Genomic DNA, 21,400 nt, shown 5'->3' with positions numbered 1-21,400 from the left:
AATGAATTTATTTTTACGTGAACATATCCCTTTCATCTGTTTCTCAATCATTCAGCTATTTGTCGTTCTAACTGTTTATTGGCTGGATGGATATAACCACTTATCTACTGCGTTATATAGTGTGTTTTTAGGAGGGTGCTTTTTAATTGCGTTTTTACTTTATCGCTACTTTAGCCATCGTAGATTTTATAACAAATTATCCAACCCTTCTGAAACATTAGAGGACTACTTAGAAGAACTCGATTCCACTCCATTATCAGTAGCACTTCAGCGTGTGTTAAAGACACAATACAGTCAATATCATCAACAGTTAAAGACTTGGGAATATAAACAAAAAGAGCACCTTACATTTATTAATCAATGGGTGCATCAGATGAAAACGCCCCTATCAGTTATTGAACTGATCACACAAGAAGAGAATGGGGAGGTTTTTGAAAGTATTGTGGAAGAAGTAGATCAAATGCAGTACGGATTAGAAATGGTCTTATATATGGCGCGATTACAAACGTTTGAGCAAGATTTTTATGTGGAAAGAGTTTCGTTACAGGAAATCGTTCAAGAAGTAATCCGTGAAAATAAACGTCTGTTTATCCGTAGCTATGTTTATCCAGAAGTAAAAGTAAAACAAACTATTATGGTAGAAACCGATAGAAAGTGGCTTCGGTTTGTTATTCATCAAGTGATATCCAATGCCATTAAGTATTCAGCAGGAAGTAGAAAAAACGTTACTATTACTACATTAGAAGAAGAGCGCTCAGTAATCCTTGAAATACACGATCATGGTGTGGGAATCCCAAAAGAAGACCTCCCGAGAGTATTCCGCCCATTTTATACGGGAATAAACGGTCGGAAATTTAAGGAATCTACTGGGATGGGATTATATCTTGTGAAAAATATTATAAAAAGATTGGAACATGATATTGAAATAAAGTCGGAAGTAGGAAAAGGAACAACAATCTGTATTATTTTCCCTTATGCAAATCGTTAGAACGGTATTCAGTTTGACTTTTCAGAAATATTACAGACCTGTTAGATATATGAAAGGTTAATCGATATGAGAAGAAGGGACGCTTAGATAAACTTAGGTTATTAAAAGATAAAAAGGAGCAAAACGATATGGAAATATTAAAGGTCTGTGAACTGAGTAAAATCTATACAGGAAAGGTATCTTATGAAGCGCTCGCCGACATTAATTTGAGTGTGAAAAAAGGGGAGTTTGTAGGAATAATGGGACCATCAGGAAGTGGAAAAACTACTTTGTTGAACATGGTTTCTACTATTGATTCTCCCACATCAGGAGAAATATTGATTAATGGAGAAAATCCATATCAATTATCTCAAAATGAACTGGCATTATTTCGAAGACGTGAATTAGGTTTTGTGTTTCAAGCATTCAATCTTCTTACAACATTAACTGTAAAAGAAAATATTGTTCTTCCTCTGACGTTAGATGGTACTAAAGTTGAGGATATGAATCAGCGTGTAGAAGGTATTGCAGAAAAATTAGGCATTCAAGATATATTAAATAAACGAACATATGAAATATCGGGCGGACAAGCACAAAGAACAGCAATTGCACGTGCTCTAATTCATAAACCTAAATTATTACTTGCAGATGAGCCGACAGGAAACTTAGATTCAAAAGCGGCTAATGATGTAATGGAGTTATTAAAACGATTAAATAAAGAACAAGATGCAACAATGATGCTTGTTACGCACGATCCAGTGGCTGCAAGTTTTTGTGATCGCGTTGTATTTATTAAAGATGGAAAATTATATAACGAAATTTATAACGGAGAAAACCAACAAATGTTTTATCAAAAAATTATAGATGTACTTGCATTACTAGGAGGTCGTAAGCATGACTTTTCAAAGATTCGCTTTTAATAATATCATTCGAAGTAAGCGGACTTATGCTGCACACTTTCTAAGTAGCTCATTTTCAGTTATGGTTTTTTTCACATATTCACTCTTACTTTTTCATCCTGATTTACAAGGAGAACTAGCCTCCACAAGTAAAACAATGAGCCTTTTAGGAACAATGGGGATGCAAATCTCTCAATATCTCATTTTTGTATTTTCATTCTTCTTTCTTTTATATTCGGTGAGTTCTTTTTTAAAAACAAGAAAAAAAGAATTTGGAATTTTAATCATGCATGGTATGACACCGGCGCAGTTAAATAAATTAATTTTTTTAGAAAATATGTTAATTGGAGTCGCTTCAATTACATTTGGTATCTTAATTGGTTTGATATTTTCAAAGCTCAATTTATTGGCAAGTGAAAATATATTAGCGATTGATAAGGGTCTTCCTTTTTACGTTCCTATAAAAGCTGTCTTTACGACAACTGGCGCATTTTTGATTCTGTTTCTAGTCATTTCGTTGTTTACTTCTAAAATGGTAAAAGCAAACAAGTTAATTGATTTGATGAAATCAGAGGAAAAGCCAAAACCAGAGCCAAAGGCATCAAAAGCATTAGCATTTCTTTCCGTATTCTTCATTGGATTAGGGTATGGATGTGTGTTCTATTTCGTACTAGAAAGAAACTTCATTATGCCTTACTTACTTGGAGGGGTAGTCTTTGTAGTGATAGGGACATATTTTCTATTTTCACAGTTGAGCGTGTATGTAATACGTGTCTTAAAGAAAAAAGACACTTTGTTTTTTAATAAAACAAACCTTCTTACTATATCTGAATTGGCCTATCGTATGAAGGATAATGCAACTATGTTCTTTATGCTAGCGATTGTTTCCGCTGTGGCCTTCACAGGGATTGGTACATGCCTAGCAATGGGAAATAAGGGATTAACCGAAATGACCAACCCATTTGCATTTACCTATACTTCGTTAGGAGAAAATGCACAAGAAGAAGAGCACATTACAGAAATAAAAAAACAACTTACTCGCTCAAATTTCTCTTATCAGGTAGCGGTTACGAATCCTAAATTCACGGAAAATAATTTAGTGCTAATCAAAGTATCAGAGTATAACAAGTTTGCAAAAATTTTCGGATATGAAATGGAAAAGATGGATAACGATCAAGAAGCGATTATAGTACCCTCAATCATTTCGCAAAAAGAAAAGTATGCAAGAGGAAAAGATATACCCGAGAAAATAGATGTAGTACAGGAAAACTTAGAAATGTCCCTCCGGGTCAAGAAGGCGGTCCCACATATAGTTCTCCCAAATTCAATTGGAGCCATTATTGTTGTTTCGGATTCTCTGTACGATAAAATCCCTAACAGAAAGACGGAAGATGATTCTTACGTAATGAAAAGTCAATATGGTTTTTTCGTGGAAAATTGGGAGAAATCCAGAGTGGTTACAAAAAAATTAGAAGAAACAATGGGTAATCATAATTCGGTGCAAGCACATCATTATTTTAAAGCGTTGTATTCTGAATGGATTTCTTCGAAACAAGAGAACGGTATTTTACTTATTGTCAGTGTATTAGTAGGGATCGTATTCTTTATGTTTGCAGCCAGCCTATTATATTTCAGGCTATATGCAGATTTAGAAAGAGAACAACAACAATACGAAATGATTGCGAAGGTCGGTCTAAGTAGAAAAGAACTAAAGAAAATCGTAACACGACAGCTTATACTAATGTTCTTCTTGCCTATCATTATAGCGATTATTCATAGCGGGGTCGCTTTTATAGCCTTGCAACAGCTAATTGACTACTCAGTTTTAAAGATTTCGATTTTAATTATACTAGCCTTTATATTCATTCAAAGTGTGTACTTTTTCACTGTCCGTTGGCGTTATTTACAACGGTTATATAAAAAAATTATGTAGCGTATTGATAAAACAAGCAAAGAGGAGAAAAAGCAATGAAAAAAGTAATGAAAGTGTGCGTGGCAGGGATTGTATCTATTTCTATGTTAGGAGCTTGTTCTTTTGGGAAGAAAGAAGAACCAAGGAATGCCGCTTTATTAATTGGAGGAGAACAATCATTAAAAGGAATAGTAAATCAACATAAAAGTGAAATTAAGACCAACACTTTGTATAAAGTGAAGCAAGCAGAAATTGATGGTAAACAAGTATTAATGATGGATCAAAAAACAGCGAAAAAAATGGTTGGGTTAGGTGTATTAAGAGAGTCAGATAATGATGATGAAGTATGGAGTTCAGACCCAATTAAGTCAGTACCTTCAGTTCCAAAAGGTAAAGCTGTCTTACTAGCTAGTAAGAAAAATAAAAAAATCAAGGAGTTAACAATTAATGAAAAGAAAATAGATGTCCAGTATGCTAGTGATACTTGGTTTGGTCACTATCGTAATCCAAATTACGAGGAATTGATTGTAATTGTTGATAATGCGACTTTCAATCAAATCCCTGTAAATGAAACATCAATGGAAATCCTTCATTTCAATAAATCGTATGGTGAAGATAGACCATATAACACAGATGATGTTACGGCTGTACAAGCAGAAACTGAATGGAAAAAACTCACTAAAACTATGGGGAGTCAAGTGGATGTATTAGATGCGGTTTCTATTATAAAAAAATAATAAAAATATATTTAATACAGAAAAACCAGGATGATTTTAAGAATTTATCCTGGTCTTTTTTATTACATTTTTTTAAGAAATATCATCTATCGAAAAAAAAGATAAACAATGGAACAAATGAAACTTGTATCATGTCTATATATTGAAACCATATTAAAAGTGAGGGCAGCTTTATGTTTATTCAAATAAGTTTGAGGTGTGGAAATGGAACAGAAGTTTATTGAAAAATGTAATCATGATGAGCTTGACTATGTTATTAAAGACTATTGGCAAGATGTATGGAATTATTCATTTATTATTACGAAAGATCCGCACTTATCAGATGACATCACGCAAGATGTATTTATAAAGGTTTTTAAACATTGGCATTCGTTTCGAAAGGAGTCATCTATTAAAACGTGGATATTAAAAATTACAAGAAATACGGCAATAAACTATTTGAAATCCTCTTATTTTAAAAGGATATCTTTAGTGGGATTTTTTAGTGACGATAAGCAATCTCCATCGGCAGAACAAGAATTTTTTAAGCAAGAGGAAATGAATGATGTATGGGATGTTGTATTAAAACTACCTAAAAAACACCGGGAAATACTAATATTGGACGCGAAATATGAATTGTCATATGAAGAAATGGCTGAAACATTAGATGTATCAATTGGAACAGTCAAATCTAGATTAAGCCGAGCGAGAAGTAAGGTTTCAAAACTAATAGGGGAGGGTAGAAGTGATGAACAGTAAAAAAAATCCTGACTGGTATAGCAAATTAAAAAACGGACCAATGGAGCGTCGTAAAGATGAAGAAGAATTTATTAATAAAATAAAGCAATCGGTATATCAAAATAGTGAAGTAGATTCTGTAACATATAAGAGACCACCTCGTAAAAAAGCATTGCCTATTGTAGTTGTTTTGGTTTGTACAATGTTATTTTTTATTGTTCAACAACCTGGGCTTGATGATAATAAATCACCGGTACAAAGTAGTACTCAAATTAAGTCGAAAATAAAAGATGAGTCTGCTCAAGAGCCATCATTAAAACAGTTTATGAATGATTTATCTCGAAGTACAATTTCAAAAAATGAAAATGACTTGTATAGAGCGTTAAATGATGAAGTTCTATTTAAAGGGAAGAGTTATAAGAAGGATGAATTAAAATTTGATGAAGATTTGTTTCATGAGTTGCAAGTCGCTCTTACAATGGGGGGAGAATTTGCAAATGATACAAAGAAAGTGTATAAAGTACCAAGTGGAATGACAGAAAGTAACCAATCAAAGCGAGAACATTTTATATATGTAACTGTTACTGGAAATAAAACGAAAATTTTAGCTGAACCAAAACGAGAATCACAAGTTTTATATGAAGTATCGAATGAAATGGTAAAAGCTTGGATTCCAGAAAAAGTGCAGAATGATGGATATATAAAAATATCGACATTTAACGGTAATACTGGGTATGTACAAAAAGAGTATATTTTAACTGATATTAAATATTCATTCGTGTTCGAAAAGGATCATGAAGGTATGTGGAAAATAATAAATATAGATTCTATATGGTAAAAGAGGAAGGTTCACTTTAATGAACCTTCCTCTTTGTTATTATTTTCTTTTTGAAGTGTATGCCAGGACTCTAAAATTTCTGATGTAACGAGAGCAGCAATATTTTTTTCTGAATTACTACCAGGAATAACGACAGAAATAGCAATTTGTGGATCTTCGGTAGGAGCATATGCAATGAATAGAGAATGATTTATCATTCTTTCTTGCTCATTCGGAAAACCTGTAATACCCGTTTTACCTGCGACATGAAAGGGTAAGTTTTTAATCTCCTCTATATTTTGACTCATTCCGCCTTGCACGACACTCCAAAACTTCATAGGATAACGATTTGAACTTTCTAAAATTGGTTTAAACTTTTTTGTTTCCTTACCGTCCTGACTAATAATTGCACTTACGATTTGAGGTTTATATCTATCACCTTTACTCGCCAAAGTTGCTGCATATTGAGCGAGTTGAAGAGGAGTGTGCACTTCATTTCCTCCCCAAGAGGCATTTAATAAAGCAGAGATTCCATTTTCAAACTTACTAGAAGGATGAAATTCATATTCTCCGTCTTCTTCAAAGGGTAAATCAATTCCAGTTTTAGAGCGAAGGCCGAATTGCATTAAATAACCTGTCCATATATTTGCCACTTTTTCTATATTCCCATTATTTTGGTTGAATAAGGGTAGAGCTACTTTTGCTGTCATAAATGTGTTAGATGAATTAATGATAGCCTGACTCGGCGTAATCTCACCTGTTGGTGTTCCAGGTGCATTAGCAATGTTATTTTGATTATCATACTGAAAAGTACCTTTATCTAAATAAGTATCTTCAGGTTGAAAAAGCTTTTCGTTTAATCCAATTAAAATAGTAAGAGGCTTTATAGTAGAGGCCATATTTACATAAGATTCACCATAATTTAATTTTTGAATTGCTTTATTTTGCGACAATGATTTGATGTTTTCTTTTTTAGATGATACATGTGTATGTAATGTATTTGGATCAAAAACTGCTGAGTTGGCCATAGTTAAAATTGCACCAGTTTTTACATCTGTCACTACAGCATAACCAGCATTAGCATCAGGTATTTTCTTAATTTGAGATCTTAATGCTTCCTCTGTTTTTTGCTGCAATTTAGAGTCTAAAGCTAGCCGGACATCTTTTCCTTTTTGTACTTTTTGAATGTTCCATAAGAACTTTTTATTATTCATTTTAAAAATCAGAGTTTTTCCGGGTTTTCCTTTTAAATCATTTTCATATTGAAGCTCAATCCCACTTTTTCCAACAGGTCCATACTTAGAATTAAGGTCATTTTCTACATACCCAATTAGCTGTGAACCAATTTCGTGTTTAGGATAATATCGAATCAATTCATCTTTGATTATTACATTATTGGGTTTGTTCTTGTTTATGAATGTAAGTTCACTCTCATTTATGTCAGAGTAAAACGGTATATCATTCATAGTCTGCTTTTTACAAGATTGTTGTAATTGTAATTTTATGTCCTCTGCAGAAATGTCATGTTGAAACTCGTTTGAAAATTGATTGAAAAAAGCTAATGTGTTTGATGTATCTTGATTCGATAGCTTTTCATCATTAGAAGTGCAATATAGAGACTTAACTTTCTTATTTGTAGCTAGTATTACACCATTTTGATCAAAAATTTTTCCTCTTTCAGCTGAAGAAGTTGCGATAGTAATTGAAATGAAGTTGATTTTTAATAAAATTAGTAAAATCAAACCTACAATAGAAAGAACCGCAAAAAATCTCCATCTTTTCGTATGTAACATATAACCCTCCCTTATGTAGCCTATTCCATCTTATAGTTAATTTTTTTTTTTGTAAATGTGGAACAACTTTATTACTTAGGTTGTCTATTAAGTATTACAGCATGAAGAAAGGAACAATCAGTATGAAAAAAAGTACATGTTAATAGTAAGTCTATGTGTAAGTTTAATATGAGTCATTATACAGTTTAGCATTTCTAATGCAGGCGACAAAAAAATAGAGAAAAAAACAGGAAGGGAGATTTATCAATTACGCGGCTAAACCAAAAGGAATGGATGCTTACAAGGATTTAACAAAAAAGATAAGACACTATTATAACTGAATAGTGGTTTCTAATATATAGGGAACGCTTTTAGTATATTTATTTACTAAGTATTAGTGAGGATTTCCTGAAGCATTATATGGAGGATTTATGAAAGAACAAAAAGTAAAGAAACAGAAGACATATATATCTATTCGATTGAATATAATGTTCCTTTGCATATTTGTACTATTCTCAGCTATTATTATGCAGCTAGGAAAAGTACAAATCGTTGAGGGAGAGGCTTATAAGAACCAAGTGGAAAACAGTCAAAATGAAACAACTAGTATACCAGTTCCACGTGGACAGATTCTAGATCGAGAAGGGAAAACGGTCGTTAATAATAAATCTCTTCGCACAATTACGTATACAAGGGTAAAGGGGATTACGAGTGAAGATATTTTAAAAACAGCAAAAGACTTGGCGAAGGTACTTGAAATGCCTGAGCAAGATATAAATAAATTAACCGATATCGATAAAAAAGATTTCTGGATGCAATTGAATACGAAACGTGCGGAATCAAAGATTACTAAAAACGACATAGGAAAGTTTAAAGAAAAGGGAATAGAGGGAAAAGAACTAGACAAAAAAATTCAAGACTTAAGACGAAGTCGCGTTACAGAAGTAGAATTGGCAGAATTAACAGCACAAGATTTAAAGGTGTTATCTATTAAAAGTAAAATGAGTTCAGGTTATCAACTGACACCACAAATTATAAAAAAAGATGTGACAGATCAAGAATATGCGCGGATAAGTGAAAAACTTGCGGAGTTTCCAGGAGTAGATACAACAGTTGATTGGGAACGTAATTATGTAAATGGTAATTTATTTCGTTCCGTGTTAGGTAATATTACAAGTAGTGAAGAAGGATTACCGAAAGAAAACTTAGATTCTTATTTGGTACGTGGATATAACCGTAATGATCGTGTAGGAAAAAGTTATATTGAACAACGATATGAAGATGTATTACACGGCACAAAAGAAGAAGTGAAAAGCATTACTGATAAATCAGGAAACATTATAAACACAGAAATAATCTCTAAAGGAAAAAGTGGTAGTAGTTTAACATTAACGATTGATATGGAATTACAAAAGAAAGTGGAAGAAAGTATAGAGAAAAATTTGAGAGCTTTTAAGAGTTCAGAGCCATTGTTGGACCGAGCGTTTGTCGTCATGACAAATCCAAATAACGGACAGATTTTATCTATGGCAGGCAAAAAGATTGTAGAAAAAGAAGGGAAAATAGAGATTGAGGATTTGGCATTAGGTAACATGACAACTTCGTATGAGCTAGGATCAGCTGTAAAAGGCGCAACGTTATTAACTGGATATGAGACAGGGGCAATACAGCCAGGAGATCAATTTTATGATGCACCGATGAAATTTAAAGGTACACAAGCCAAGAAATCATGGAATGTATCCGGATTTGGTAATATTAATGATTTACGAGCTTTACAAGTATCTTCGAATGTATACATGTTCCAGACAGCTTTAAAAATTGCGGGAGTTAATTACGTACCGAATGGTTCATTGGATATTAAACAAGAAGCATTTGATAAAATGCGTTATTATTTTAAACAATTTGGTTTAGGGGTACCAACAGGTATTGATTTACCGAATGAAATAATTGGGCAAACGAGAAAAGTAGATAGTCAACCTGGGTTTTTACTAGATTTTTCTATCGGTCAGTATGATACGTATACGCCATTGCAATTGGCACAATATATTTCAACTATTGCAAATGGTGGAAATAGAATGCAACCCCAAATTGTACAAGAAATACGAGAGCAATCAATAAAAGAAGAAGAGGTCGGTAAAGTTATACGCTCTATAGAGCCTGTCGTATTAAATCGAGTTGATATGAAGAATGAACATATTGATCGGATAAAAGAAGGTTTTAGATGGGTATTCCAAGAAGGTGATGGAACTGGCGTGAAGTATTTCAAAAATGCGCCATATAAACCAGCAGGAAAGACAGGGACAGCTCAAACTGTATATGGTGGAGATGATCCAATTGGTAGAAATGCAAAAGGAGAACGTATGGAATGTTACAACTTAACATTAGTTGGATATGCTCCATATGATAATCCAGAAGTAGCATTTTCTGTAGTAGTCCCATGGCTTCATGATGATAAAAATGGAATTAATTCTATAATTGGAAAGGAAATTTTAGATGTATACTTTGATTTAAAAAAGCAACGTATACATGGTGAAGCTGCTAGTACAGATAGTTCGAATCAAAATTAGTAAAATTTGTGCACTTTTCTCAGGGGAAGAGACCCTGTTTATATAAAAGCCTTTATAAGTTAAAGAAAAAGGAAGATTTGAAATAAGAGATAGCGGCTATCATAGTTGCTATCTCTTACTTTTGTTAATATCTTGGCTACTAGTTAAAAAGGTTTTAAATTTATGGAACAAACTTGTTTCTTAGATGGTCTATTATGTGTACGTATAAAAACAGGTTTTCAAATAGGATACAGTGTATTGAATTTACTACTTGTTTTCAGTATTGAAAATTTGAAAGGAATGATGATTTTGAAAAACAAGAGGATGTTAAAAATAGGTTTATGTGTTGGTATATTAGGTTTAAGTCTTACAAGCCTAGAAGCTTTTACAGGAGGGGCATTGCAAGTTGAAGCGAAAGAAAAGACCGGACCAGTTAAACATAAAAATCATGCGACGTATAAAGAATTCTCTCAACTTGAGAAAAAATTTGATGCTCGATTAGGTGTGTATGCTATTGATACTGGTACAAATCGAACAATTACTTATCGACCTAACGAAAGATTTGCCTTTGCATCAACCTACAAGGCATTAGCGGCAGGAGTATTGCTACAGCAAAACTCAACTGAGAAATTAAATGAAGTTATCACTTATACGAAAGACGACTTGGTGGAATATTCACCCGTTACAGAGAAACATGTAGATACAGGCATGAAACTTGGGGAAATTGCAGAGGCGGCTGTTCGTTCCAGTGATAATACCGCCGGGAACATTTTATTTAATAAAATAGGCGGACCTAAAGGATATGAAAAAGCACTTAGACAGATGGGTGATCGGGTTACTATGGCTGATCGCTTTGAGCCAGAGTTAAACGAAGCTACTCCAGGAGACATTCGTGACACTAGTACAGCGAAAGCCATTGCTACCAATCTTAAGGCTTTTACGGTCGGAAATGCACTTCCAGCTGATAAACGTAAAATTCTTACAGAGTGGATGAAAGGAAATGCTACAGGAGACAAACTTATTCGTGCAGGCGTACCAACTGACTGGGTAGTTGGAGATAAATCAGGAGCTGGAAGTTATGGGACACGAAATGATATTGCTATCGTTTGGCCGCCTAATAGAGCACCCATTATCATCGCAATTTTATCTAGTAAAGATGAGAAAGAGGCTACCTATGATAATCAACTAATTGCAGATGCAGCTGAAGTTATAGTTAAGGCTCTTAAATGATAATTTCTCAATTCTTTTTGTAATGTAATTGAAAATAGGAACCTAGAAAGCGATTCTTTTTACTGTGAAAAGAATCGCTTTTTTGTATTCCTATAATGAGTAGTAAGTATATAAGCGAAAATTATTATTTCATGGACAATTTATCCCCTAAAGTGCATGAGGGAAATTTTCTCCTGTGGTGTTCGTAGCAATATGATTATTATGTATACGATAATAATATTTTGGAGTAGTTAAGCTAGATACTCCTATATGGATATGTAATTTTACATATCCATATAAAAGACACATATGTGTTAATCACTATTAAATTATATTGAAATCATTTTTAAGTAAGGGATTCATATAGATTTAAGGGAATCAAAGAATTTTTATGTTTAATTATCATAGTATAATTATTTCACTTTATGAAATGAAATTTGTATTTAACTTTTTTAAATATAATATTTTTAAATTCGAATAATAAATATCTGAAAAATTAAATTTAATCAATGTGATTTTCAGGTTTACTTATGAAAAACATAGTGTTTAAAATGAGGGGGAAGTAAGGTCCTTATATTCTATCAAAAATAAATAAAAAACGAGATACGATTACTCTATCAAAAAAATTTCTATCCTCAAGTGTGTGTGATGAAATCCTAACGTTAGGTTGTACAAAATTTACGATTAAAACTGTAAAAAACAATAGTGAAGAGGTGTACGGAATGAAGAATAAAATTATGACAGGATTTTTAATAACATCAATCGTTACTGGAGCGACTATTCCTATCAATACTCTCGCAATGCCAATCGTTCAGGCAGAAACGAAACAAGATAATATAGATATTTCCTCAGCATTACGAAAAATAGGTGCACACTCCAAATTAACACAAACCTTTATAGATGGAGCCTTAGTAAGTCCGAATGTGCAACTTGAAGAAGTTCCATCTTTAAATACAACTCAATTTCTAATTAAACAAGATATGAAAGAGTGGTCATCAGAACTATATCCAAAATTAATTCTACTAAATTCAAAAAGTAAAGGATTTGCAACGAATTTTAATAGCTATTATCCAACATTAAAAGGATTTGTAGATAATAAGGAAGATAAAGAAGGGTTTTTAGATAGACTGGAAGTTCTTCAAGATATGACTATAACAAACCAAGAAAACGTGCAACGTCAGATTAATGAGTTAACAGATCTTAAACTACAGGTAGATAAGAAGTTGAAAAATCTTGATACGGATGTGGTAAAAGCACAGAGTGTACTTAGTTCAGAGGGAACAGGAAAAATAGACAAGTTAAAAAATGAAATGCTAAATACAAAAAAGTTAATTCAAAATGATTTACAGCAAATAGCATTATTACCAGGAGCTTTAAATGAACAAGGGCTAAAGGTATTCCAAGAAATTTATAGTCTATCAAAAGATATCATTGAACCGGCTGCTCAAACAGCGGTAGTAGCGTATAACAAAGGAAAAGAAATAAACAATGCTATTGTAGAAGCAGAGAAGAAAGCAGAGCAAGAAGCAACAGAAAAGGGAAAATCAGCTATAGAAATTGAAGTTGCCAAAAAAGAAGCACGTGAAACGATAGAGAAAAGTAAAAAAGGTGAAATTGCTGCAGCTGCAGTTACAAAAACGAAAGAGTATGATCTTATGAAAGTGATTGATCCTGAAAAAATTAAAAAAACATATAGTACCTTTGCCGAAATTAATAAACTAACAGCAGAGCAAAGAGTATATTTAAATGATTTAGAGAAACAAAATCAGAAATTATATGACTTAACAACTAAATTAACAGTAGCAAATTTACAAAAATCAATGATTCTTTTCATGCAAAATGATTTGCATACATTTGCTAATCAAGTAGATGGAGAAATTGAGCTAATGAAACGTTATAAAGAGGATTTGAATCTAATAAATAATAGTATTACAAAATTATTGACTGAAGTTGATACTAGTAACACTCAGTCTCAAAAAGATACATTAAGACGACTAAAAAATGTAACAAATCAACTCGAAGAGCAAGTTTATAAATTTTAATATTAAGAATTTAGGTTTAATAAAAAGATAATAACTCAATTGAAAATAAGGAGGAGAATCAAATAATGAAATTTCCATTTAAGGTCATAACTTTGGCCGCTTTAGCAACGGTTATAACTGCTACGAATGGTAGTACTATTCACGCACTTGCACAAGAACAGACAGCACAAGAACAGAAAATAGAAAATTATGCGTTAGGACCTGAAGGGTTAAAGAAAGTGTTGGCTGAAACAGGCTCCCATATTCTTGTAATGGATTTGTACGCAAAAACAATGATTAAGCAACCGAATGTAAATTTATCCAACATTGATTTAGGTTCAGGAGGGGGAGAATTAATCAAAAACATTCACCTGAATCAGGAACTGTCACGAATCAATGCAAATTACTGGCTAGATACAGCGAAGCCAAACATTCAAAAGACAGCACGTAATATTGTAAATTATGATGAACAATTTCAAAATTATTACGACACACTAGTAGATACTGTAAAAAAGAAAGATAAGGCGGGCCTCAAAGAAGGAATAGGGGATTTAGTCGGTACAATTCATACAAATTCAAATGAAGTTACGGAAGTTATTAAGATGTTAGAAGCTTTCAAAACAAAGTTGTATACAAATACTGTAGATTTTAAAAATAATGTTGGAGGTCCAGATGGACAAGGGGGATTAACGGCTATATTAGCGGGAAAACAAGCACTAGTCCCACAACTTCAGGCCGAAATTGAGAATTTACGTTCTACGCAGAAAGCACATTTTGATAATGTATTAGCCTGGTCAATTGGTGGTGGATTAGGAGCAGCTATTTTAGTTATTGGAACGATTGCAGGAGCGGTAGTAATTGTTGTGACCGGTGGCACAGCGACACCAGCTGTTGTTGGTGGTCTAACAGCTCTAGGGGCAGCTGGTATCGGTTTAGGAACAGCAGCTGGTGTTGAGGCATCTAATCATATGAACTCCTATAATGAAATTTCGAATAAAATTGGAGAATTAAGTATGAAAGCTGATTTAGCTAACCAAGCAGTTATTTCACTTACTAATACAAAAGACACTTTAACATATTTGTATCAAACAGTTGATCAAGCAATTATGTCTCTAACAAGTATTCAGCAACAATGGAATACGATGGGAGCGAATTATAAAGATCTATATGATAATATCGACCAAATGCAAGAACATAAACTTTCTTTAATACCTGATGATTTAAAGGCTGCAAAACAAAGTTGGAATGATATTCATAAGGATGCAGAATTCATTTCAAAAGACATTGCTTTTAAACAAGAAAAAACAAATTAAAAATCAATATATATGTATAGGAGGAATTAAAATAAATAAAAACTTTCCTTATAAACTACTTGCTGTATCGACGTTTTTAACTCTGACAACAACTACTGTAGTTTCTCCAGTGGCAGCCTTCGCAAGTGAAAGTAAAATGGAACAAACTAGTACCGAAGATATATCTCTTTCTGTAAACAGCGAAAAGATGAAAAAAGCTTTGCAAGATGCTGGGGTATTTGCAAAATCCATGAATGATTACTCTTATTTGTTAATTAAAAACCCAGATGTTAACTTTGAAGGCATTGACATTAAAGGATATACAAATCTACCTAGTCAAATTCTACAAGATCAAAAGAATGCAAGAGAGCATGCTACGAAATGGGATTCACACATAAAAAAACAACTTTTAGATACACTGACGGGGATTGTAGAGTATGATACTAAATTCGACAATTATTATGACACATTAGTAGAAGCGATTAATGAAGGGGATGCAGACACATTAAAAGAAGGCATGACAGATTTACAAGGTGAGATTAAACAAAATCAAGCATATACACAGAATTTAATACAAGAACTAGCTAAGCTAAGAGATAGTATTGGAGAAGATGTCCGGGCATTTGGAGGTCATAAAGATATTTTGCATTCGATTCTGAAAAACCAAGCATCTGGAATTGATGAAGATGAAAAGCGCCTAAATGAAGTTTTAGAGCAAGTAAGACATTTTAAACAAGTAGAATCAGATGGAATAATAACTGTATCAATTCCCTCAATTCCTACGTGGATTGCTGGTGGTGTAATGATAGGGGTAGCAAGAAATAATTTAGGTACGTTAGAGCCGTTGTTAGCACAATTACGTCAGACTATAGATTATAAAGTAACATTAAATCGTGTAGTTGGTGTTGCGTATAATAATATTAATGAAATGCACAATGCGATTGGATCGGCTATTAATGCACTTACCTATATGTCTGCACAATGGCATGATTTAGATTCTCAATATTCGGGAGTGCTTAGTCATATTGATAAAGCATCCCAAAAAGCGGATCAAAATAAATTCAAATTCCTAAAACCTAATTTGAATGCAGCGAAAGATAGTTGGAAAACATTGAGAGCGGATGCGTTTACATTAAAAGAAGGGATAAAAACATTAAAAATGGATCTTGTTTCTTCAAAAAAATAGCGGAATACAGTATTTGTTGCAAGGGCATTTATACAGTTATAAAATGATTTTTTGTTCTTTATAAATTGAAAAGACGGAGGTATCATCAGGCCTCTGTCTTTTATTTTATTGAAATATTTTTATAATTCCATCCTATATGTAGAAAGTAGTTATACAAGTTTGAATTTTTAAGGTGAATGATTTTTATGAATTTTTCCATAAAACCTGATCTATGATTAGTGAGCTTTATATTCTTATTTTCCTAATTGAATACTTTTATACAATTAGATGGAAGTTAACAATACTAAATCAAAACATAATAGGTTGTTATTGATAAGTTTATCCTAAAGTTGTTATTTTATGTGTCATCAAATAACATTTATAAACAATTAGAAATAAAGAAAAGGAGACTATTATGAGAAAAAATAGAGTATTAGATACAACATAAATAGCGTAAAAAATTTTTGGTGTAAAAACGTAATAAGTAAAATAATAATCCTTAAATGTACTAAGGGAAAATGAGGGAGATAATATGGGGAATAACTCAAAATATAAAACTAGAAAAATACTTGCAGCTACCGCTACAGTAACTATGCTTACGACTGGAATGGTTTCTTCATCAGATGTCTTTGCAGAGGAAATGCAGCAACAAAAAAAATTATCAACATCACTGCAAGAAGAAAAGTCAGTTAAATTAGAAAATAGAACATATACAGTCCCAGGAAAAGGGGATGTTGAGGTACTAAAACAACAGGAAAGAAAAAGTATGGCATTTAGTCCATATGAACCAACTGGTTTATATGCAAAGCCAAATGAACAAATAACAATTAATGTAGAAGGAAATCAAGATATTCAAGCATACATTGGAACGTATTCGTATGATGCTTCTTGGAGAGAAGATTCTAAAATAAAATCATTTACATTAAAACCGGGTATAAACACAATCCAATCTCCAAATGGGGGAATGATTTATTTTTATAATAAACAACAAGGTGGTACCATTCGAACAACAGTCACAACAGGTGGGACGACTACTCCTTTCTTTGAACTAGGAAAGCATACGAAACAAGATTTAATAAACATGCTGGACCAATATCCAAATGCACATGCAGTGGAGTTAAAGGGAGAACGTGTATTAATTACGGCTAGCCCTGCACGTGTTAAGAAATATTTGTTGGGTTCTAATACAGATCCTGTACAACTCTTAAAAAAGTTGGATGAAGCTACTCGAATTCAGGACAAAGTAGCTGGGTTATCCAAGGAACAAGCAGATAAACATTATATTCATTACGTAGAAGAAAATCATTCGCCCGATTATTATATGTATGCGTATCCTTATCGAACCGCTTATGTAGGAGATGCAATCCAATACGTGTTAGATATTAATAAATTTATAAAAGATGGCTGGGGTCCATGGCATGAGGCAGGGCATTTGAGACAACAATGGCCCTGGAATTTTTATAATATGACAGAAGTACAAAATAATATATACAGCCTTTCTGTAGAAAAAGCATTTAATCAACCATCCAATTTAGAGAAAAGTGGAATTTATCCAAAAGCGTTTCAATATCTAGAACAAACGAATAAAAATTATGACGAAATTAGTGATGTTTTTGTTAAGCTTGTTATGCTTTGGCAACTACAGTTAGCATATGGAGAGGATTTCCATCCTAAATTACATCAATTGTATAGAGACATGCCTTCAAGTGAACTTCCACAAACTGATGAAACGAAAAAACAATTATTTATGATTTCAGCATCAAAAGTAGCCAAACAAAATTTGATTCCTTTCTTTGAGAAGTGGGGATTACGTCCAAATAACGATACCATCCAAAAAGTGGCTGCATTAGGATATCCAATTTTAACAGCAGAGATTTGGAAGGGTACGGATTCTAATCCAATTAAACCAGATATGCCTAATGGAAATAATATTTTAGAAGGAAACAAGTTTGCATGGTCATTAAAAGGAATTAGTGATTTTGAGTTTGCTAAAGTCAATTTCAATAAGTCGACAGAAGAAATGCAAATCGACTTAAAAGAAGGCATACCGCATCATTATTTTAATGAAACATATGCGAGTATTAAAGTACAAAATGCATCAGGAAAAGTAGTATATAAGAAAGACATTTATGGAAACAAACAACAAAATGCTGAACTGCAAAAAGTTCCAGTCAAAGTAGGAGATTATATTGAGTTAACACATCTAGAAGGTGTGCATAGAGCAACTTTTATGAATGTCGATAATAGTAAACAAGAGAGCTTTGGAAAAAAAGCCATATACGAAGTTACAAAGGATGGCCTGAAAACAGTAAATCAAATTGTTAATCCGAAACCAGATACAGAGGCTCCGACACAGCCACAAGGATTATATGCAAGCAACGTTTCTTCTAACAGTGTAGAGCTAAAATGGAACCCTTCTACAGATAATGTAGGTGTAAAAGAATATCAGGTACTACGCGATGGACAATTGATTCAAACGGTACAAGGAACGACGTTTACTGATCAAAACTTAACAGCTAATAAGGAATATAAATATGCAGTGAAGGCTGTAGATGCAGCTGGAAATACATCAATTCAAAGTAACATTCTTCCGATAAAAACAAAGGATCAAAATGTATCTTATGAAAAATGGGATCCGAAGAAGGCGTATACAAAGGGTGACAAAGTAGAACATCAAGGGAAAGTGTATGAAGCTGTTCAAAATCATCAAGGAAATGGTGACACGAATTGGATATTTGCTTTATCGTTATGGAAACCAATTACAATCAAGTAATATGTAAGAATCAGATGTGAAGATAGAACAACATCCAGTATTTTAAAGAATTACTGGATGTTGCTTGAATTTTGATAGATTTCTCTATTAAGTTAGTATTCAAAAATAAAAATAAGAAAAGGAAGTAGATTAGTGATTAGTCAGAAAACAAAGAAAAGGTTTAATAAAGTTATTATAATTACCGCAGCATGTAGCATATTTTCTATGTTTGGAGCGTCTATTTCGCACACTAAAGCTGCAACACATTCAGCTGCTCCAGCAGTTTATGTCAGTCCCAAAAATATACCTGCCTCAGATATTATTAGTATAGACTGGTCACCAGTTCAGACTCCACCTTATACGTACTGGGCTGTACACAACTGGAATGCAGGTGGTGAAGCTGGAGGATATGCTGGTTTTCAACAACAAAGTGGGTTTGATGAAAATGGAAAACGTACTTTACATTTTGCTTTATGGGATCCAATTTCCTCTAAAGAAGCAATAAAGGCCGAATACTTATCTCCGAATTCGCAAGCTGGACCTTTTGGAGGAGAAGGAACAGGAATGAAGGTTCAAACAACTTATGGTTGGAAAGACTACAATTGGTACAGAATGACAATGCGTTCATGGCAAGAAAATGGTCATACTAAATTTGGACAATGGCTGAAAGATGTAACAAATAATAAATGGCATCAAATTGCAATTATGGATTTTCCTGTTGCTAATGTTGCATTTAATCATGGATTAGGAATGTTTCAAGAAGACTGGGCTGATAGTGGACAGAATGTTCGAGAAGCGCGCCTGAAAAATGGTTATAGCCGAAAGTTAGTAGATAAACAATGGAGTTCTTGGAATAATCAAAATATCTCAGGGACGCATGATAATACTTATCAATATGATGGAGGAGCCACTTCAGAATATGTATGGGTCAAAGCAGGAGGTAATACGCAGTCTACCATTGGATCAGGAAAAATATTCACGCTAAATCAACCTACTCAACCTGAAATAGGAAAACTAGATTTTGATATTCAATCTATATATTATGAAAATGAAAAATTAAATGTATCTTGGAAACTAAAAGAAAATAGTACACCGCAATTTAAGGGGAAAATTGAAATTTATAACAATGAAAATATGACGGGCCAACCTATTAACGTAATTGATGATATTAAATCTTATCAAAATGGAATCAGTCAATCTATATCATTATCAACAAATGCTTATGCAAAAATTGTATTAACGGATTTATTTGATCAAACTGTTGAGAAAAAGGTACAAATCAAAAATGAATCTCCAAACATTTTTGAAGGTAAAGGATTTGCATGGTCGCTGAAAGGGATTGGCGATTTTGAATTTGCGAAAGTAAATTTAAATAAATCAACAGAAGAAATGCAAATTGATCTAAAAGCAGGTGTACCACATGACTACTTTGATAGTACATATGCAAGTATTAAAGTGCAGAATACATCAGGTAAAGTGATCTATAACAAAGAGATTTATGGAAACAAACAGCAAAATGCTGAATCACAAAAGGTACCAGTCAAAGTAGGAGATTATATCGAGTTAACACATTTAGAAGGTGTGCATAGAGCTACTTTCACAAATGTCGATAATAGTAAGCAAGAGAGTTTTGGAAAAAAAGCCATATACGAAGTTACAAAAGAAGGTCTGAAGAAAGTAGAAAAAATGCCAGAAGCAACAATCTTAGATGGAAATCAATTTGGATGGTCATTAAAAGGATATAGTGATAGAGAAATTGCAAAAGTAGATTACGATAAAACGGCAGAAGAGATGAAGATAAAACTAGAAGCAGGTGTACCACATTCCTACTTTGCTAGTACGTATGCGAGTATTAAGGTCCAGAATTCTTCTGGAAATGTTCTGTACAATAAGGAAATCGTGGGAAATAAACAACAAAATGCTGAAAGCCAAACTGTGCCAGTCAAGGTAGGGGATTACATTGAATTTACCCATATAGAAGGAGAAGCAACAAAGGAGAAAACGCGAGCAACTTTAACTAACCTTGAAAATAACAAAAATGAAACCATTGGAAAGACAGCAAGGTATCAAGTTACAAAAGAAGGCCTGAAGAAAGTAGAGAAAATGCCAGAAACAACAGTTTTAGATGGAAATCAATTTGCCTGGTCTTTAAAGGGATATAATGATCGAGAAATCGCAAAAGTAGAGTATAACAAAGCAACAGAAAAAATGCAGATTAAAATAGAAGCGGGAGTACCCCATTCCTATTTTACTAGTACGTATGCCAGCATTAAAGTTCAAAACTCATCTGGCAATATTTTGTACAATAAAGAAATTGTAGGAAATAGACAACAAGCTGCTGAAAGCCAAACTGTTCCAGTCAAAGTAGGAGATTATATTGAGTTGACTCATATAGAGGGAGAAGCACAAAAGGAAAAGACACGTGCCACACTTACTAATCTTGAGAATAGTAAACAGGAATATATAGGAAAGAAAAGAATATATCAGGTTACCTCTATGGGATTATTAATAAAGTCATAGATTTCACTACAAAACTTAAATTATTGATTTATATATTATATAAAAATCTTAACTATTAAGCGCATTTAAAAATG

General features: G+C 33.0%; 14 protein-coding genes and 1 pseudogene. 13 read left to right on the top strand and 2 right to left on the bottom strand.

The annotated features are described in order from the left end of the window. The first annotated feature begins 1 nt into the window (after position 1). The 6 genes from MHH66_RS14130 (at position 2) to MHH66_RS14105 (ending at position 6,070) form a co-directional block, all read left to right on the top strand. Positions 2-988 carry a sensor histidine kinase gene (locus MHH66_RS14130; RefSeq protein ID WP_063219781.1) on the top strand — a complete coding sequence of 329 codons (987 nt, stop codon included), beginning with the start codon at positions 2-4 and terminating at the stop codon, positions 986-988. 128 nt (positions 989-1,116) lie between these two features. Further along, a complete protein-coding gene (locus tag MHH66_RS14125) occupies positions 1,117-1,887 on the top strand; it encodes an ABC transporter ATP-binding protein (protein ID WP_002017024.1) in 771 nt (256 codons plus the stop codon). Further along, positions 1,862-3,799: an FtsX-like permease family protein gene (locus MHH66_RS14120; protein WP_078185899.1), complete on the top strand. Its 1,938-nt coding sequence runs from the start codon at positions 1,862-1,864 to the stop codon at positions 3,797-3,799. Before MHH66_RS14125 ends, MHH66_RS14120 begins: the two co-directional genes overlap by 26 nt. A 35-nt stretch (positions 3,800-3,834) precedes the next feature. After that, positions 3,835-4,515, top strand: a complete 681-nt coding sequence (locus MHH66_RS14115) for a lipoprotein BA_5634 family protein (protein ID WP_016101987.1) — start codon at positions 3,835-3,837, stop codon at positions 4,513-4,515. A gap of 204 nt (positions 4,516-4,719) precedes the next feature. Beyond that, on the top strand, positions 4,720-5,253 hold the full coding sequence (locus MHH66_RS14110; protein ID WP_016095343.1) for an RNA polymerase sigma factor: 534 nt from the start codon (positions 4,720-4,722) through the stop codon (positions 5,251-5,253). Then, positions 5,243-6,070 carry an SH3 domain-containing protein gene (locus MHH66_RS14105; protein WP_078185898.1) on the top strand — a complete coding sequence of 276 codons (828 nt, stop codon included), beginning with the start codon at positions 5,243-5,245 and terminating at the stop codon, positions 6,068-6,070. Before MHH66_RS14110 ends, MHH66_RS14105 begins: the two co-directional genes overlap by 11 nt. 11 nt (positions 6,071-6,081) lie before the next feature. Here MHH66_RS14105 and MHH66_RS14100 read toward each other — a convergent pair whose 3' ends face one another. Then, positions 6,082-7,842, bottom strand: coding sequence for a peptidoglycan D,D-transpeptidase FtsI family protein (locus MHH66_RS14100; protein ID WP_078185897.1), 1,761 nt, complete (start codon positions 7,840-7,842; stop codon positions 6,082-6,084). Positions 7,843-8,252: 410 nt separating this feature from the next. Between MHH66_RS14100 and MHH66_RS14095 the strand changes: the two genes are divergently transcribed. Further along, entirely contained in the window at positions 8,253-10,388 is a 2,136-nt protein-coding gene (locus MHH66_RS14095; protein ID WP_078185896.1) for a peptidoglycan D,D-transpeptidase FtsI family protein, read from the top strand. Between the two features lie 282 nt (positions 10,389-10,670). After that, complete coding sequence (gene bla / locus MHH66_RS14090; RefSeq protein WP_407060711.1) at positions 10,671-11,597, top strand: class A beta-lactamase Bla1; 927 nt, start codon at positions 10,671-10,673, stop codon at positions 11,595-11,597. A 7-nt stretch (positions 11,598-11,604) separates the two neighbouring features. Here bla and MHH66_RS28610 read toward each other — a convergent pair. Continuing rightward, positions 11,605-11,691: pseudogene (locus MHH66_RS28610) on the bottom strand (undecaprenyl-diphosphatase); the annotation flags it as partial. A 607-nt stretch (positions 11,692-12,298) separates the two neighbouring features. Here MHH66_RS28610 and hblC point away from each other — a divergent pair. From hblC to MHH66_RS14065, 5 genes are all read left to right on the top strand, one after another. After that, the gene (gene hblC / locus MHH66_RS14085) at positions 12,299-13,618 is read left to right on the top strand and encodes a hemolysin BL lytic component L2 (protein WP_165689484.1); all 1,320 of its coding nucleotides are present in this window, start codon (positions 12,299-12,301) and stop codon (positions 13,616-13,618) included. Positions 13,619-13,680: 62 nt separating this feature from the next. Next, positions 13,681-14,910, top strand: a complete 1,230-nt coding sequence (gene hblD, locus MHH66_RS14080) for a hemolysin BL lytic component L1 (RefSeq protein ID WP_165689485.1) — start codon at positions 13,681-13,683, stop codon at positions 14,908-14,910. A 31-nt stretch (positions 14,911-14,941) separates the two neighbouring features. Next, positions 14,942-16,075, top strand: coding sequence for a hemolysin BL binding component B (gene hblA, locus MHH66_RS14075; RefSeq protein ID WP_078185900.1), 1,134 nt, complete (start codon positions 14,942-14,944; stop codon positions 16,073-16,075). Positions 16,076-16,586: 511 nt separating this feature from the next. Beyond that, positions 16,587-18,827, top strand: a complete 2,241-nt coding sequence (locus MHH66_RS14070; RefSeq protein WP_078185893.1) for a M60 family metallopeptidase — start codon at positions 16,587-16,589, stop codon at positions 18,825-18,827. Positions 18,828-18,959: 132 nt separating this feature from the next. Then, positions 18,960-21,326, top strand: coding sequence for a putative mucin/carbohydrate-binding domain-containing protein (locus tag MHH66_RS14065; RefSeq protein WP_078185892.1), 2,367 nt, complete (start codon positions 18,960-18,962; stop codon positions 21,324-21,326). The last annotated feature ends 74 nt before the right edge of the window (positions 21,327-21,400 follow it).

Source organism: Bacillus sp. FSL H8-0492 (assembly GCF_038006145.1).
In the GTDB taxonomy this organism is placed as follows: domain Bacteria; phylum Bacillota; class Bacilli; order Bacillales; family Bacillaceae_G; genus Bacillus_A; species Bacillus_A mycoides.
The sequence above is the reverse complement of the archived record's forward strand: the minus strand, read 5'-3'. Positions and strand labels throughout refer to the sequence as shown.

What these genes read in the sequence shown, in the direction of transcription:
- MHH66_RS14130 (WP_063219781.1), top strand. Translation starts at nt 2, where the DNA reads ATGAATTTATTTTTACGTGAACATATCCCTTTCATCTGTTTCTCAATC.
- MHH66_RS14125 (WP_002017024.1), top strand. Translation starts at nt 1,117, where the DNA reads ATGGAAATATTAAAGGTCTGTGAACTGAGTAAAATCTATACAGGAAAG.
- MHH66_RS14120 (WP_078185899.1), top strand. Translation starts at nt 1,862, where the DNA reads ATGACTTTTCAAAGATTCGCTTTTAATAATATCATTCGAAGTAAGCGG.
- MHH66_RS14115 (WP_016101987.1), top strand. Translation starts at nt 3,835, where the DNA reads ATGAAAAAAGTAATGAAAGTGTGCGTGGCAGGGATTGTATCTATTTCT.
- MHH66_RS14110 (WP_016095343.1), top strand. Translation starts at nt 4,720, where the DNA reads ATGGAACAGAAGTTTATTGAAAAATGTAATCATGATGAGCTTGACTAT.
- MHH66_RS14105 (WP_078185898.1), top strand. Translation starts at nt 5,243, where the DNA reads ATGAACAGTAAAAAAAATCCTGACTGGTATAGCAAATTAAAAAACGGA.
- MHH66_RS14100 (WP_078185897.1), bottom strand. Translation starts at nt 7,842, where the DNA reads ATGTTACATACGAAAAGATGGAGATTTTTTGCGGTTCTTTCTATTGTA.
- MHH66_RS14095 (WP_078185896.1), top strand. Translation starts at nt 8,253, where the DNA reads ATGAAAGAACAAAAAGTAAAGAAACAGAAGACATATATATCTATTCGA.
- bla (WP_407060711.1), top strand. Translation starts at nt 10,671, where the DNA reads ATGATTTTGAAAAACAAGAGGATGTTAAAAATAGGTTTATGTGTTGGT.
- hblC (WP_165689484.1), top strand. Translation starts at nt 12,299, where the DNA reads ATGAAGAATAAAATTATGACAGGATTTTTAATAACATCAATCGTTACT.
- MHH66_RS14070 (WP_078185893.1), top strand. Translation starts at nt 16,587, where the DNA reads ATGGGGAATAACTCAAAATATAAAACTAGAAAAATACTTGCAGCTACC.